14 protein-coding genes and 1 tRNA gene are annotated in these 14,976 nt (G+C 58.1%); 6 read left to right on the top strand and 9 right to left on the bottom strand.

Annotation, left to right across the window (positions count from 1 at the left end; all coding sequences use genetic code 11):
• The 7 genes from pth to AB4P97_RS18715 form a co-directional block, all read right to left on the bottom strand.
• Positions 1–585, bottom strand: coding sequence for an aminoacyl-tRNA hydrolase (pth, locus tag AB4P97_RS18745; protein WP_003228164.1), 585 nt, complete (start codon positions 583–585; stop codon positions 1–3).
• 171 nt (positions 586–756) lie between these two features.
• Positions 757–1,359, bottom strand: coding sequence for a 50S ribosomal protein L25/general stress protein Ctc (locus AB4P97_RS18740; RefSeq protein WP_042561057.1), 603 nt, complete (start codon positions 1,357–1,359; stop codon positions 757–759).
• Positions 1,360–1,500: 141 nt separating this feature from the next.
• Positions 1,501–2,442: a ribose-phosphate pyrophosphokinase gene (locus AB4P97_RS18735; protein WP_003171603.1), complete on the bottom strand. Its 942-nt coding sequence runs from the start codon at positions 2,440–2,442 to the stop codon at positions 1,501–1,503.
• 45 nt (positions 2,443–2,487) lie between these two features.
• A tRNA-Gln gene (locus AB4P97_RS18730) sits at positions 2,488–2,562 on the bottom strand.
• 36 nt (positions 2,563–2,598) lie between these two features.
• Entirely contained in the window at positions 2,599–3,450 is an 852-nt protein-coding gene (gene ispE / locus AB4P97_RS18725; protein ID WP_042561056.1) for a 4-(cytidine 5'-diphospho)-2-C-methyl-D-erythritol kinase, read from the bottom strand.
• Between the two features lie 3 nt (positions 3,451–3,453).
• Complete coding sequence (gene lolB / locus AB4P97_RS18720) at positions 3,454–4,071, bottom strand: lipoprotein insertase outer membrane protein LolB (RefSeq protein WP_042561055.1); 618 nt, start codon at positions 4,069–4,071, stop codon at positions 3,454–3,456.
• A 3-nt stretch (positions 4,072–4,074) separates the two neighbouring features.
• A complete protein-coding gene (locus tag AB4P97_RS18715) occupies positions 4,075–5,799 on the bottom strand; it encodes a tetratricopeptide repeat protein (protein WP_115148149.1) in 1,725 nt (574 codons plus the stop codon).
• 182 nt (positions 5,800–5,981) lie between these two features.
• Here AB4P97_RS18715 and hemA point away from each other — a divergent pair, with 182 nt between their 5' ends.
• From hemA to AB4P97_RS18685, 6 genes are all read left to right on the top strand, one after another.
• Complete coding sequence (hemA, locus tag AB4P97_RS18710) at positions 5,982–7,268, top strand: glutamyl-tRNA reductase (protein WP_042561053.1); 1,287 nt, start codon at positions 5,982–5,984, stop codon at positions 7,266–7,268.
• Positions 7,265–8,347 (top strand): peptide chain release factor 1, encoded by a 1,083-nt coding sequence (prfA, locus tag AB4P97_RS18705; protein ID WP_395601453.1) that lies wholly within the window; start codon positions 7,265–7,267, stop codon positions 8,345–8,347. The genes hemA and prfA overlap by 4 nt, the downstream gene beginning before the upstream one ends.
• Complete coding sequence (gene prmC / locus AB4P97_RS18700) at positions 8,348–9,178, top strand: peptide chain release factor N(5)-glutamine methyltransferase (protein WP_047303151.1); 831 nt, start codon at positions 8,348–8,350, stop codon at positions 9,176–9,178. It abuts the gene before it with no gap.
• A complete protein-coding gene (locus AB4P97_RS18695; protein ID WP_042561050.1) occupies positions 9,172–9,927 on the top strand; it encodes a molybdopterin-synthase adenylyltransferase MoeB in 756 nt (251 codons plus the stop codon). Before prmC ends, AB4P97_RS18695 begins: the two co-directional genes overlap by 7 nt.
• Complete coding sequence (gene murI, locus AB4P97_RS18690) at positions 9,920–10,711, top strand: glutamate racemase (RefSeq protein ID WP_047303150.1); 792 nt, start codon at positions 9,920–9,922, stop codon at positions 10,709–10,711. Before AB4P97_RS18695 ends, murI begins: the two co-directional genes overlap by 8 nt.
• Positions 10,712–10,822: 111 nt before the next feature.
• On the top strand, positions 10,823–11,341 hold the full coding sequence (locus tag AB4P97_RS18685; protein WP_042561048.1) for an acyloxyacyl hydrolase: 519 nt from the start codon (positions 10,823–10,825) through the stop codon (positions 11,339–11,341).
• 121 nt (positions 11,342–11,462) lie between these two features.
• Here the strand turns inward: AB4P97_RS18685 and AB4P97_RS18680 are convergent, their stop codons facing one another.
• On the bottom strand, positions 11,463–14,207 hold the full coding sequence (locus AB4P97_RS18680; RefSeq protein WP_395601452.1) for a hypothetical protein: 2,745 nt from the start codon (positions 14,205–14,207) through the stop codon (positions 11,463–11,465).
• A 415-nt stretch (positions 14,208–14,622) separates the two neighbouring features.
• Positions 14,623–14,928, bottom strand: a complete 306-nt coding sequence (locus tag AB4P97_RS18675; RefSeq protein WP_042561046.1) for a YkgJ family cysteine cluster protein — start codon at positions 14,926–14,928, stop codon at positions 14,623–14,625.
• Positions 14,929–14,976 lie beyond the last annotated feature (48 nt).

Here is a 14,976-nt window from a genome sequence, read left to right as displayed (position 1 = left end):
TCAGGCCTTCTGGCTGTGCAGGTTTTTCATCGCACGGTTCCATTCTCCGGCGAGGATATCCGGCAGCACGCCGAGGGCAAAGTCGATGCTGGCATCGAGTTTTTCCTGTTCGGCGCGTGGCGCACGACCCAGGACGAAATTTGAAACCATACTGGCGACGCCCGGGTGGCCGATGCCAAGCCGCAGACGGTAGAAAGTATTCTGATTGCCCAGTTGCGCGATGATGTCGCGTAACCCGTTGTGACCGCCATGGCCGCCGCCCTGCTTGAGCTTGGCGACGCCCGGAGGCAGGTCGAGTTCGTCGTGCGCCACCAGGATTTCTTCAGGCTTGATGCGGAAAAAACCGGCGAGTGCCGCCACGGCCTGGCCGCTGCGGTTCATGTAGGTGGTGGGAATCAGCAGACGAACATCCTGACCCTGATGCGAGTAGCGCCCGGTCAGGCCGAAATATTTGCGATCGGCGACAAGGTTCACACCTTGTGCGGCGGCGATGCGCTCAACAAAAAGGGCCCCTGCGTTATGCCGGGTCTGTTCGTATTCAGCGCCTGGATTTCCCAGGCCAACGATCAGTTTGATGGCAGTCACGATAGGGGCCCTTCCTTGGAGTGGTGGATAACATCGCCGCAATCAGGGAGAGCGGCGAAAGTGGACGAAAAAAGCTCATTTACCATAGATGTAAACTCCGCGTTCTCGCCCGCTTTCTCGCTACGTTCCAGTCCGCGATGTTACTTGATCACTCCGGCGTCACAGAGTGAATTACTCTGCTGCGCCTTCTTCGGTAGCTTCTGGAGCAACACGTGGAGCGTGGACGTTGGCAACAGCCTTGTCATCGCCGTGTGCCAGAGCAACGAACTCAACACCTTTAGGAGCTTTGAGGTCCGACAGGTGAATGATGGTGCCGATTTCTGCTTTCGACAGGTCGACTTCGATGAACTCAGGCAGATCTTTCGGCAGGCAGGTCACTTCGATTTCCGAAGTAACGTGCGAGATTTCGCCGCCTTTCTTCACTGGAGCTTCTTCACCAACAAAGTGCACAGGCACGATAGCGGTCAGTTTCTGACCTGCTACAACGCGTACGAAGTCAGCGTGCAGAACGTGGCCTTTCGACGGGTGACGTTGCAGAGCTTTGATGATGACGTTCTGCTTGGTGCCACCAACGTTCAGCTCGATGATGTGGCTGTAAGCCGCGTCGTTTTCAAGCAGTTTGGCAACTTCTTTGGCCAGCATGCTGATGGATTCAGGGGCTTTTTCGCCACCGTAAACAACAGCTGGAACCAGAGCGGCGAGACGACGCAGGCGGCGGCTCGCACCTTTCCCCAGGTCGGAACGCACTTCAGCATTCAGAGTAAAATCGTTCATTTTGTATCTCCAAAATAGCCATGACCGAGCGGCGTTTGCGACCAGCGCCTAACACGGTATGGGCAAAAAAGCCCCGCCCCGACAGGAATGCCGGGGCGGGGCGCTTTTCGTCAACGAGACATTTCGAGAAGGGCAGGGCCCTTAGCGGAACATCGCGCTGATCGATTCTTCATTGCTGATGCGGCGAACCGCTTCGGCAACTACCGGTGCAATATCCAGTTGACGGATACGTGCACAGGCTTGTGCTGCAGCGGACAGCGGGATGGTGTTAGTCACCACCAGCTCGTCCAGCACGGAATTTTCGATATTCTCGATGGCCCGACCCGACAGCACAGGGTGTGTGCAGTAGGCAAAGACCTTGGCTGCGCCATGCTCTTTCAGGGCCTTGGCCGCGTGGCACAGAGTGCCGGCGGTATCGACCATGTCATCGACCAGAATACAGGTACGCCCTTCGACATCACCGATGATATGCATCACTTCAGAGTGATTGGCTTTCTCACGGCGTTTGTCGATGATCCCGAGATCAACACCCAGCGACTTGGCAACAGCACGTGCACGCACGACGCCACCAATGTCAGGGGAAACGATCATCAGGTTTTCGAAGCGCTGATCTTCAATGTCATCCACCAGAACCGGGGAGCCGTAGATGTTATCTACCGGAATATCGAAGAAACCCTGAATCTGGTCAGCATGCAGATCAACCGTGAGAACACGGTCGATGCCGACTACGGTAAGCATGTCAGCGACGACTTTCGCGCTGATAGCCACACGTGCGGAACGCGGACGGCGATCCTGACGGGCATAACCAAAATAAGGAATAACAGCAGTGATACGAGTAGCCGAGGAGCGGCGGAAGGCGTCAGCCATCACTACCAGTTCCATCAGGTTATCGTTGGTCGGAGCGCAAGTCGGCTGAATAATGAAAACGTCTTTACCACGAACATTTTCATTGATCTCGGCAGTAATTTCGCCGTCGGAAAATTTGCCGACAGAGATGTCACCGAGAGGGATATGCAGCTGACGTACAACACGCCGAGCCAGATCGGGGTTAGCGTTCCCCGTAAAGACCATCATCTTGGACACGCGCAGTACCTAGAGGCTGAGGGTAACCTGGATGAGTATGGAAAATGGCAGGGGCGGCTGGATTCGAACCAACGCATGGCAGGATCAAAACCTGCTGCCTTACCGCTTGGCGACGCCCCTGTATCTGTTGCATCAAGTGCCGAGCACCTGGTTCCTTTAGAGCAGACTTTGCAGCTTGCGATGCAACATCGAAATGTTGCTTCCTTTCGCTACAAACCCTGTAAGGGTCTCTGTCAGAAGGGCCGAGACTTTATCAGCTTCAGCTTTGTTTGGGAAGCCCCCAAACACACAACTTCCAGTTCCGGTGAGCTTTGCTTCGGTAAATTTACCTAACAAATCCAATGCGTTACGTACCTCTGGATAACGCCTTGCAACCACCGGCAAGCAGTCATTTCGACTGTTTCCCTCGGGAACGGGGCGCACTTTAATGGGCGGCGTGTTACGTGTCAACAAAGGATCGGAAAAAATTTCTGCCGTACTTACAGAGACTTGCGGCACGAGCACCAGATACCACGGTTCTTCAGGGTTCACCGGAGTGAGTTTCTCGCCCACGCCCTCGGCAAACGCCGCGTGACCACGGACGAAAACCGGAACATCGGCGCCTAGCGACAAACCCAGTGCCGCAAGCCGATCTTCATCCCAGCCCAGTTGCCACAGATGATTGAGACCCAGCAAAGTCGTCGCGGCATTTGAGCTGCCGCCACCAATGCCGCCGCCCATGGGCAGAACCTTGTCGATCCAGATGTCGATGCCCAGCGCACAGCCGGACTGTTGCTGAAGCATTTTCGCCGCACGCACGATCAGATTGCTGTCATGCGGCACGCCGGCAAATTCGGTATGCAGTTGAATCACGCCGTCATCGCGTACGGCAAAAGTGATTTCATCGCCGTAATCGACAAACTGAAACAAGGTCTGCAACTCGTGATAACCGTCTTCACGGCGACCCAGAATGTGCAACATCAGATTGAGTTTGGCCGGCGAGGGCAGGGTCAGGCGTGCAGCGGTCATGCGTTATTGCCCCAACTTGCGCGGTTGCCAGGTCTTGATCACCAGCGTCACATCGAGGTCGGTGCCGTGCAGCTTGATGCGCTCGGGCAGCCAGTAACCGTTTTGTTCGGTGTAAGCGGTGTATTCGACTTTCCAGCCATCCTGTTCAAGGTTGGCCAGGCGGCTGTTGGCATCCAGATTCAGTCGGCTTTTGCTGTTCGGCGCAGGCAGGCCGCGGACCCACCAGGCCAGATTCGACACCGGCAATTTCCAGCCCAACTGCTCTTCGAGCAAAGTCTCCGGCGATTGCGATTCGTAGCGGCCCTGATTGGCGACTTCCAGCGAAACTTTGCCCGGACGCCCGGTCAGGCGTGCCGCGCCACGACCCAGCGGGCCGGACAGGCGAATGTCGTAATAGTCCTGACGCTGTAGCCAGAACAGCGTGCCGCTACCGGAATCTTTCGGTGCCCGGATGCCGATCTTGCCGTCGATCTGCCAGCCGTCGAGGCCGGTCAGCTGTTGTTTGTTCGCCGCCCATTGGGCCGGACTGCCGTGGCCTTCGACCGATTCACGAGCACCGAAACCCGCGCAACCGGCGAGCAGGGCGATAAAGCTGAAAACAATAACGTGGCGCAAAAACATGAGTTAAAGAGTCTCGGATCCGGTCAGGCGCTTGATGGTGCTGCGCAGAATGGTGCTGTCGGGCTGATCCTTGAGGAATTTGCCCCAGACTTGTTTGGCTTCACGCTGGTTGCCCTTGACCCACAATACTTCGCCCAGGTGTGCGGCGACTTCGTGGTCAGGGAAACGCTCCAGCGCTTGGCGCAGATATTTCTCGGCGTCGTCCAGATTGCCCAGGCGGAAATTCACCCAGCCGAGGCTGTCGAGTACCGCCGGGTCTTCCGGATTGATCTGGTGTGCCTGCTCGATCAGCGTCTTGGCTTCAGCGTAGCGGGTCGTGCGATCGGACAGGGTGTAGCCCAAAGCGTTCAGCGCCATGGCGTTGTCCGGGTCGCGCTTGATGATCAGGCGCAGGTCTTTTTCCATCTGCGCCAGGTCATTGCGTTTTTCCGCGAGCATGGCCCGGGTGTACAGCAGATTCAGATCGTCGGGGTATTGCAGCAAGGCTTGTTGCAATACCTTCCAGGCCTTGTCGTCCTGTTTGTTGGCAGACAGGGTTTCCGACTCGATCAGATACAGCTGAATCGCGTAATCCGGTTGTTCATCGCGTTCGGCCGCCAGTTTGCTTTGGGCTTCGGCGGTCTTGCCGTTGTTCATCAGGATATCGGCCTGACGCAGCTGTGCCGGCAGATAGTCGTTGCCCGGGCCTACCTGGGCGTACTCGATCAATGCGCCCTGCGGGTCGTTGCGTTCTTCGGCGATGCGCCCCAGGTTCAGGTGCGCCGAATCGACATGGCTTTCCCGAGCGATCAGGTCTTCCAGATAGCCTTTGGCCTCATCCCAGGCCTTGGCTTCCAGGCATACCAGCGCCAGCGAATAACGCAGTTCGTCGTCTTCCGGGTACTGCTGAACGAGGCTGGAGAACTCGGCCTTGGCGTCGTCCATCCGATCCTGCTCAACCAGCATCCGCGCATAAGTCAGGCGCAGACGTTTGTCGTCCGGATATTTCCTGATGCTTTTTTGCAGCAGTGGCAGGGCTTCGTCGCCACGGTTCAACAGCTGGAGCAGACGGGCGCGCAGCAGAATCGGGGCGATTTCGCCATCCTCTGGCGTATTGTCTTCGAGCAGTGCCAGCGCCGCTTTGTTGTCGCCATCCTGTTGCAGGAGCAGGGCCTTGCCGAAAATCAGCTGACTGTTGTTCGGGTGACGCTGCAACAAGCGGTCAAAACTTTTCATCAGACCGTTACGGGTTTCCTGATCGGTATCAGCCGCCGACAGCGCGAGGAAGTCGAAATGGGTGTCGCCCTTGCCTTGCAGGACTTTCTCCATATAGACCATCGAATCGTCATAACGCCCGGCACGCGCCAGTTGCACGGCGGCGGCGCGTTGCGCTTCGAGGTCGTCCGGCGCGTTTTTCGCCCAGATCAACGCGGTATCCAGCGCAGGCTGATCCGCACCGAGGTATTCGGCGATGCGGAACGCGCGCTCGGAGACGCCCGGATCCTGGGTGTTGATGGCCTGAGTCACGTAGTTGTCCAGGGCAATGTCGAAACGATTGCGCTGGCCGGCGAGCTCGGCGCTCAGCAGGCTGAACACGGTTTCTTCACTGAACGAGCTGTAAACCTTGGGTTTTTCAGGCGCAGGGGTGGTGTCTTCAACCGGCGGCGTACCGTCCGGCGACACGGGGGCCAAGGCCTGGCAGCCGCTGAGGAAGACAAAAGCGAGGAGCAACGCGGAGGATCTATTCATATAGGAAGAGGACGACTAACCTGCGGTCGGATCATCATGACACAAGCCTTCGGCCAAACATAACCGAGTCTCAATTGTGCCCATTATAGGGGCCGACAATTGGGACAATAGTCTGCGGTAGTTGTTCTGAATCTGACGAAGGTGGACAATTGCCGGCTTCACGTCACCATCAGCGACTTTGAATGGCCTTCCTTGCACTCGGTATCAACCACAAGACTGCTTCAGTAGACGTCCGCGAGCGCGTGGCCTTTACCCCTGAGCAGCTGGTTGAGGCGTTGCAGCAGCTCTGCCGACTTACCGACAGCCGCGAAGCTGCGATCCTCTCCACCTGCAATCGCAGTGAGCTTTATATAGAACAGGATCAGCTGTCGGCGGATATCGTGCTGCGCTGGCTCGCCGACTATCACCATTTAAGCCTCGAAGAGCTGCGCGCGAGTGCTTATGTGCATGAAGATGATGCGGCAGTTCGTCACATGATGCGCGTCGCCTCCGGGCTCGACTCGCTGGTGCTGGGCGAACCGCAGATTCTTGGCCAGATGAAATCGGCCTACGCCGTGGCCCGCGAGGCTGGCACCATCGGTCCGCTGCTCGGGCGTCTGTTCCAGGCAACCTTCAATGCCGCCAAACAGGTGCGTACCGACACCGCCATCGGTGAAAACCCGGTGTCCGTGGCGTTTGCGGCGGTCAGTCTGGCGAAACAGATTTTCAGTGACCTGCAACGCAGTCAGGCTTTGCTGATCGGCGCCGGTGAGACCATCACCCTGGTCGCCCGCCATTTGCATGAGCTGGGGGTCAAGCGCATCGTTGTCGCCAACCGTACGCTGGAGCGCGCAAGCCTCCTGGCTGAGCAGTTCGGCGCCCACGCGGTGTTGCTGTCGGACATTCCGGCGGAACTGGTGCGCAGCGATATCGTTATCAGTTCGACCGCCAGTCAGTTGCCGATCCTCGGTAAAGGTGCGGTCGAGAGCGCATTGAAGCTGCGCAAGCACAAGCCGATCTTCATGGTCGACATTGCCGTTCCCCGGGATATCGAGCCGGAAGTCGGCGAACTCGACGACGTTTACCTCTATAGCGTCGACGATCTTCACGAAGTGGTCGCTGAAAACCTCAAGAGTCGTCAGGGCGCAGCACAAGCGGCCGAAGAAATGGTTTCGGTCGGCGCCAGCGATTTCATGGTGCGCCTGCGCGAACTGGCAGCGGTTGATGTGCTCAAGGCCTATCGTCAACAGAGCGAACGCCTGCGCGACGAGGAGCTGCAAAAAGCCCTGCGCCTGCTGGCCAACGGCGGCAACGCCGAAGATGTGCTGGGGCAACTGGCCCGCGGCCTGACCAATAAACTGTTGCATGCGCCCAGCGTGCAACTGAAAAAGCTTTCTGCCGAAGGCCGCCTCGATGCGCTGGCCATGGCTCAGGAACTCTTTGCCCTCGAGGGCTCACCGGATAGCTTTTCGGATAAAAAACCGCAATGAAAGCGTCACTGCTCAATAAGCTGGACATCCTCCAGGACCGTTTCGAGGAATTGACCGCGCTGCTCGGCGATGCCGAAGTCATTTCCGATCAGACTAAATTCCGCGCCTATTCCAAGGAATACGCCGAACTTGAGCCGGTCGTACACGCCTATAAAAAACTGCTCAGCGTACAAGGCGATCTTGAAGGCGCGCAGGCGCTGCTCAAGGACAGCGACCCGGACATGCGTGAAATGGCTGTGGAAGAAGTCCGCGAAGCCAAAGAGTCGCTGATCACGCTGGAAGGCGATCTGCAACGCATGTTGCTGCCCAAGGATCCCAACGACGGGCGCAACGTGTTCCTCGAAATTCGCGCCGGCACCGGTGGCGACGAGGCGGCGATCTTCTCCGGCGATTTGTTCCGCATGTACTCGCGTTACGCCGAGCGACGTGGCTGGCGTGTGGAGATCCTGTCGGAAAACGAAGGCGAACACGGTGGCTATAAAGAAGTCATTGCGCGCATTGAAGGCGACAACGTTTACGGCAAGCTGAAATTCGAATCCGGCGCGCACCGCGTACAGCGTGTACCCGCCACCGAATCCCAGGGCCGTATCCACACCTCGGCCTGCACCGTGGCGGTGTTGCCCGAGCCGGACGAGCGTGAAGCGATCGAGATCAACCCGGCGGATTTGCGCGTCGACACGTTCCGCTCCTCCGGGGCCGGTGGTCAGCACGTCAACACCACCGACTCGGCGATCCGCATCACGCACATACCGACCGGCACCGTTGTCGAGTGCCAGGAAGAGCGTTCGCAGCACAAGAACCGTGCGCGGGCGATGGCCTGGTTGTCGGCCAAACTCAACGATCAGCAAACCGCTGCCGCGGCAAATGCCATCGCCAGCGAGCGCAAATTGCTCGTCGGTTCCGGTGACCGTTCCGAGCGGATTCGCACCTACAACTTTGCTCAGGGCCGTGTGACCGACCATCGCGTCAACCTGACCCTGTATTCGCTTGATGAAATTCTCGCCGGTGGCGTGGAGGCGGTTATCGAGCCGTTGCTGGCCGAATACCAGGCTGACCAACTCGCGGCGATAGGTGAATAAATGACCATCATTGCCAGCCTGTTGCGCGCCGCCGACCTGCCGGATTCACCGACCGCACGTCTGGACGCCGAATTGCTTCTGGCCGCGGCGCTGGGCAAATCGCGCAGCTTTCTCCACACCTGGCCCGAGCGCATCGTGCCGACTGACGCCGCGCTGAAGTTTGCCGAGTACCTGCAACGCCGCCGCGCAGGTGAGCCGGTGGCTTACATCCTCGGCCAGCAGGGTTTCTGGAAACTTGATCTGGAAGTCGCACCGCACACGCTGATCCCGCGCCCGGACACCGAGTTGTTGGTGGAGGCTGCGCTGCAATTGCTACCCGCGACACCGGCCAAAGTCCTCGACCTCGGCACTGGCAGTGGCGCGATTGCCTTGGCCCTGGCCAGCGAGCGTCCAGCGTGGCAGGTCACTGCCGTGGATCGCGTGCTCGAAGCCGTGGCGCTGGCCGAGCGTAATCGCCAACGCCTGCATTTGAACAATGCCAAGGTGCTGAGCAGTCATTGGTTCAGTGCTCTTGAAGGTCAGCGTTTTCAGCTGATCATCAGCAACCCGCCGTACATTGCCGCGACCGATCCGCATCTGATCGAAGGCGATGTGCGCTTCGAACCCGCCAGTGCATTGGTGGCCGGTGAGGACGGGCTCGACGATCTGCGTCTGATCGTCGCCCAGGCCCCGACGCATCTGGAGGCCGGTGGCTGGCTGATGCTCGAACACGGCTATGATCAAGCCGAAGCCGTGCGCGATCTGCTGCTCGGTCGCGGTTTCGAAGAAGTCCACAGCCGCACCGATCTGGGCGGCCATCAACGCATCAGCCTGGGGCGCCTGCCGTGCTGAACGATCAGGAATTGCTGCGCTACAGCCGGCAGATTCTGCTGCAACACATCGACATCGACGGCCAGTTGAAGCTCAAGGACAGTCGCGTCCTGATCGTCGGCCTCGGTGGTCTCGGCGCGCCGGTTGCGTTGTATCTGGCGGCGGCGGGTGTCGGTGAGCTGCATCTGGCGGACTTCGACACGGTCGATCTGACCAACCTGCAGCGCCAGATCATCCACGACACCGACAGCGTCGGCATGAGCAAGGTCGACTCGGCGCTCAAGCGTCTGGGTGCGATCAATCCAGAGATTCAACTGATCGCCCATCGTCAGGCGCTGGACGAGGATTCCCTCGCGGCGGCGGTGGCGGCGGTGGATCTGGTGCTCGATTGTTCGGATAATTTTTCCACACGCGAAGCCGTCAACGCCGCGTGCGTGGCTGCGCGCAAACCGTTGGTCAGCGGCGCGGCGATTCGCCTCGAAGGGCAACTGTCGGTGTTCGACCCGCGTCGCGCCGAGAGCCCGTGCTACCACTGTTTATACGGGCACGGCAGCGAAGCCGAACTGACCTGCAGCGAAGCCGGCGTGGTCGGGCCCCTGGTGGGATTGGTCGGCAGTCTTCAGGCGCTTGAGGCATTGAAGGTGCTGGTCGGTTTTGGTGAACCGCTGGTAGGCCGCTTGCTGCTGATCGATGCGTTGGGTTCGCGCTTTCGTGAATTGCGCGTCAAACGTGATCCGGGTTGCAGCGTCTGTGGATCGCAGCATGCGTGAGGCGCCGATCGGCGTGTTCGATTCCGGTGTCGGCGGTTTGTCGGTACTGGCTGAAATTCAGCGCTTGTTGCCCAATGAGTCGCTGCTGTACTTCGCCGATTGCGGGCACATCCCGTATGGCGAGAAAACCCCGGAATTCATCCGTCAGCGTTGCAATGTGATGGCCGGTTTTTTCCGCGAGCAGGGCGCCAAGGCGTTGGTGGTTGCCTGCAATACCGCCACCGTGGCGGCTGTTGCCGATCTGCGCCGCGACTTTCCCGACTGGCCGATTGTCGGCATGGAGCCTGCGGTCAAACCGGCCGCCGCCGCTACCCGCAGCGGCGTGGTCGGTGTGCTTGCCACCACTGGCACCTTGCAGAGTGCCAAGTTCGCAGCCTTGCTCGACCGCTTCGCCACCGATGTACGCGTCATCACCCAACCGTGCCCCGGTCTGGTTGAATTGATTGAAAGCGGCGATCTGCACAGTGCCGAGTTGCGCACGTTGCTGCAGGGGTATGTCGATCCGCTGCTGGCCAGCGGTTGCGACACGATTATTCTCGGCTGCACGCACTACCCCTTCCTCAAGCCGATGCTCGCGTCGATGATCCCCGAGACCATCAGCCTGATCGATACCGGTGCCGCTGTAGCGCGACAACTCCAGCGCCTTTTGGCCGAACGCGATCTGCTCGCCGCAGGGCCTGACCAACCAGTCAGATTCTGGACCAGTGGTGACGCGAAGCATTTCAGCCAAACCCTGCCCCTGCTGGGGCAAACCGCGTTCGACGTGCAAAAATTCAGTTTGTAAAAAAAATGTGAAATAACTGAAAATCAGCTGAACTTCTGATCAAGCGCTGGCTTCTATAGCGATGAGTTATCCAGAAAACCGAACGATCGTTCCGTAAAGGGAAGTTTCAAAGTGAAGCGACTATTCTGCTTGGCCGCGATTGCGGCCGCATTGATGGGGCAAAGTATTACCGCACAGGCTGCCGGCGTTGAATTCGCCGTTGGCGCTACCAGCGATTCGACCATGACGTATCGCCTGGGCATGAATTTCGACTGGGACAAGAGCTGGCTGCAGAGCGACGTCGGTCGCCTGACCGGTTACTGGAGCGGTGCTTACACCTATTGGGAGGGTGACAAGACCTCCAGCAACAACAGCCTGTCGTTCTCGCCAGTGTTTGTTTACGAATTTGCCGGTGAGTCGGTGAAGCCGTACATCGAGGCGGGGATTGGTGTTGCAGCGTTTTCCAACACCAAATATGAGTCGAACAATATCGGCGGTTCGTTCCAGTTCGAAGACCGTATCGGTGCTGGCGTGCGCTTCAATGGCGGGCATGAGATCGGGATTCGTGCCACGCACTATTCCAACGCCGGCCTGTCCAGCGACAACGATGGTGTAGAAAGCTACGCGCTGCATTACACGATGCCGCTGTAAGCGCACCGTGCGCCGGGCTTGCCCGAGTTTGCGCTGTGTCAGTTGACATCAATGTTGACTGACACAGCGCTTCTGCGAACTAGCCCGGACACCGTTAGTTTTTTTTACCTCAACACACCGTTCAGTCAAACCCCGGCCGTTTGGGCAAGTGATGCGCAGGCTGGTTTTGCCACGTCGGGTCAAATTTCCTTAAAGCGTCTTCCAGCCTGTCCAGCATTTTTCCTGGACTGGGTTCAGTCCTCATAATCGTGCTCAACTGAATCCGTTCATCCGGCTGCCCCCTCCTGAATCTCTCAAGAAACGCCCAGACGCGGCGCTGCAACAGTGCACGTTCGATCCTGAACTCCGGCGTCATACTCAGTCGACGAATGTCCGCGATGGTGTCTGCCTGCAAGGTGGCCCAAAGATCCAGTCTTTCGCGTGTGAGTGCTGGCGGCACGCTCTGTAACCACAGGTGCGCCGTTTTGTCGGGATCTATATTTCCGAGCCAGATATCGGTGCCTGTCTGGCGGCGCGCTGCAATAAAACGCCGTTGGAAAGCTGCATCGAAAAGCGGATTTCCCGCCAGATTGATGCCCTTCCTGAGCTCCAGGGATTCGGGAATCGATGAGATGAAGTTGTCGGCAAGATTCAACGCTGTTTTTGGAATCTCGGACGTGACTCCATCCGGAATACTGTCGATATGCGTAGAGTGAAGATCCACTTCCCGTAACGCGGTCATTCCTCTGAACGACGGCGCAACAAATAGCGGATTGGCACTCAGATTCAATATCTCCAAATGCAGTGGACCGTTCTGCGGGCCAATCTCGGCAGGCAACTGGGTGATGCCGGTATGTGCCAGATCCAATTCTCGCAAGGCTCTCATGCCTCTTAGCGAAGGGGCATCATCGAGGTTGTTTCTGGCGAGCTTCAATATTTCGAGGCGCATCGGACCGTCCGGCGTACCCAGTTCGGTCGGTAGTTGAGTGATTCCAGTGCCTGTCAGATTCAACTCCCGCAAGCCTGTCATGCCATTGAGCGAAACGCCGCCCGTCAGTTGAGTATTTTCGCATCTCAATACCTCAAGCCGCGCCCGCCAGACATTCGCGTTTAATCCAGCAAGGCGTCCGCTCAGTGTGTTGAATGACAGATCCAACTCGCGCAAATAGGACATATTGGTAAAGTCAGGCAGCTCTTCCAAATACACGTTATTGCTCAGATCAAGCACTTGCAGGCGTGACGGACCGGGTCTCTCGGTGAGTCCCCTCGGTGAAAACTGCATGTTGGTGTGGCGGATTCTCAATACCTGCAACTCGGTCAGGCCGCGCACCGAAATAGTATGGTGGACACTGCATTCCATCAGGGTCAGCTCGCGCAGGCGGGGCAATCCAGAGAAGCTCGTAAATTCATTTGTCCACGGGAGCGTGCATTGATGAAGCTCCAGTACTTTCAGCTCGGTGAGCCGGTTCATTGCGCCAAACAGTTCTTTGCCTTCGCCCGCCAGGTTCCGGACTTCGAGTGCTTCAACATGAGAAAACGCCGAAAACAGTGCATCCAGTTTCTGCACGGCAGTTCCCTTCAGCCCCAGAGAAACAATTGAGTCGACTCGAGTGGAAAGAATCGGCGGCTGTAGATTGGCGCGACTGCCCAGGTCCAATTCAAGCTTGAAGCCAATCAGTTGCCCATCGCGATAGACTTTTTCCGCAGCGTCGCCTTGCCACTTGTACAGTCGATGCAACGTTTCACTGATTGCAAAGCGTCTGATGAGCTCGTCGTTATCAGCCCCTCTATAAGCCGCTACCCAGGCGCTGAGTTCGCGAACCAGTCCAGGCAGCCCAAGCCGAAGCCGCTCCAGCTCTGCTTCTGCCTGCACCGAATCACCAAATCGCGCGATGAAGTCATCGGCGTGTTGATCAGTCGCTTCGGGAAAATAGCGTTTGACCTGCGCTCGCGTGGTGCCGACAACGGCCGGGGGTTGCCTGCCTGAGGGGCCTGGCGTGGTGTCGAGCCAGGGCCGGTGCAAATTGCCCGGGTTGGCCGGCCCGGGCTCATTGCGCCGCATGCCTCCCCTCAACCCCACGAAGATAGAAATCCAGGCGTTGTCCTCGTTGCGAGTAATGGCCAGGCTCTCGCCGCTTCGGCTGGCGCGGTAGATGTTGGCACTATCGCTGGCAACGGGATCAGTGGGTTTAACAATGCGCCACACCTTATTCGAGGGTGTGGACGCATCAAGATCAAGCAGTGCCTGATACGCGTGATTGAAGATTACTGCGTAGCGCTTGCCGTCGTGGCGATACAGACCGTCGCTATCGGCTTCGGCCGAGCTGAAATCCAGTTCGGTGCGAAACGCCTGCAGACGGGTTTCAGTCAGTGGTGCGGTGTCTTGCGCAGCGTCATTGCGCGCATGCCAGAGGCCGGTATCGGGATTACGCTGCAGCTCAGGGCCGGACGGCTGCAATTCGTTTGCGCGTCGGGCTCGGTACACGCCAGTTTTGGCGTCGAGTGCGACAAGAACGATGCCGCCGTCGGACAAATCCACATACTGACGTTTGTTGTACACCCTGAAGCCATCACTGTCGGCATGCGGCAGTTTTATCTGCGCATCGATCAGGTAGTGCGCCAACAGCGGCTGCGTGGAGGGACGGATTTGAGTTGCCATTGAAGTCTGCTGCACCGTGACAACCGCAGCCGGCAGAATTGCATCAAGGTCGATCTCATTCACGGAGTTGGGCCGCGTTGCCGAGTCCACTTTGAACGTCAAGGGATCGAAGCCGTTCTGATTCACCCCGTCAGGATCGGTTGAGTCCCCTTGTGATTGCCGGTTGGGGCTGACGTGGACATCGGCCTCTACGTGGGTTTTGCCACCGCGAGGTGGTTTTGCTGCCATATTTCTTCATCCTTGAAAAATTGCCCTCGGCGCTTGCGAGGCTCGGTGTTTCGGCATCCTGCCGATTGACGTGTTGGGAGCGATTCTGCTGTCGATCGTTTCGCACCAGACGGGCAAGCAATCGACCAGCCTGCTCAAACTGATACCGAGATAACGCCGTCGAATATCGGCGTTATTTTGCGGTGGGTCTTGACGCAATCAGCACCCTCGAACGAGGACGTGAACGATATCGACTGGAGATACTGAATGAGATCAGAAACGCAGACAGGGGTGGCAGGAAATGACGGCAACACGCGTAGGAACTGATTGACCTGCAGGGCAGCAGGTTATTGCCTGGTTCATTTGCCACCAGCGGTCATCGACCTGAAACAGGTGGCTGAGCGATGGCGGTTCATCGCACAGGCTCGTTGAAAGATCAGCGATATACCGTGGCAATGCCACGGCGTTCTTCGATGCACTCCGGTGCGCCCATTTCGAACTCGCGACAGATCAGCGGACGCTTCTCATAGATCGTGCACATCATCGTGTCGCGATCCAGCGCCGCACACCAGCCGTCGTCCAGACGCAGCATCACTTCGCCGCCCCACTCATCGGTATCGATAAAACGATCAGGCACGCCGGTGTCGGTGATCAGCATCACTTCGAGCTGGCAGCAGCAGGCTGCGCAGGTCGAACAGGTGACCGCCGGTTCGGCGATTTGTTGGTGGGGAATGGTCTTCATGGGCGGCAGTGTAAGGCAGTGGATGCTGCGTGTGTGAACGCTCTGACA

This window comes from Pseudomonas sp. A1230 (genome assembly GCF_044218825.1).
Classification (GTDB): domain Bacteria; phylum Pseudomonadota; class Gammaproteobacteria; order Pseudomonadales; family Pseudomonadaceae; genus Aquipseudomonas; species Aquipseudomonas iridis.
This window is presented reverse-complemented; position numbering and strand designations above follow the sequence as displayed.

Coding starts and splice junctions, on each gene's coding strand:
- AB4P97_RS18740 (WP_042561057.1), bottom strand. CDS start 1,359: ATGAACGATTTTACTCTGAATGCTGAAGTGCGTTCCGACCTGGGGAAA.
- ispE (WP_042561056.1), bottom strand. CDS start 3,450: ATGACCGCTGCACGCCTGACCCTGCCCTCGCCGGCCAAACTCAATCTG.
- lolB (WP_042561055.1), bottom strand. CDS start 4,071: ATGTTTTTGCGCCACGTTATTGTTTTCAGCTTTATCGCCCTGCTCGCC.
- AB4P97_RS18715 (WP_115148149.1), bottom strand. CDS start 5,799: ATGAATAGATCCTCCGCGTTGCTCCTCGCTTTTGTCTTCCTCAGCGGC.
- hemA (WP_042561053.1), top strand. CDS start 5,982: ATGGCCTTCCTTGCACTCGGTATCAACCACAAGACTGCTTCAGTAGAC.
- prfA (WP_395601453.1), top strand. CDS start 7,265: ATGAAAGCGTCACTGCTCAATAAGCTGGACATCCTCCAGGACCGTTTC.
- prmC (WP_047303151.1), top strand. CDS start 8,348: ATGACCATCATTGCCAGCCTGTTGCGCGCCGCCGACCTGCCGGATTCA.
- murI (WP_047303150.1), top strand. CDS start 9,920: ATGCGTGAGGCGCCGATCGGCGTGTTCGATTCCGGTGTCGGCGGTTTG.
- AB4P97_RS18680 (WP_395601452.1), bottom strand. CDS start 14,207: ATGGCAGCAAAACCACCTCGCGGTGGCAAAACCCACGTAGAGGCCGAT.
- AB4P97_RS18675 (WP_042561046.1), bottom strand. CDS start 14,928: ATGAAGACCATTCCCCACCAACAAATCGCCGAACCGGCGGTCACCTGT.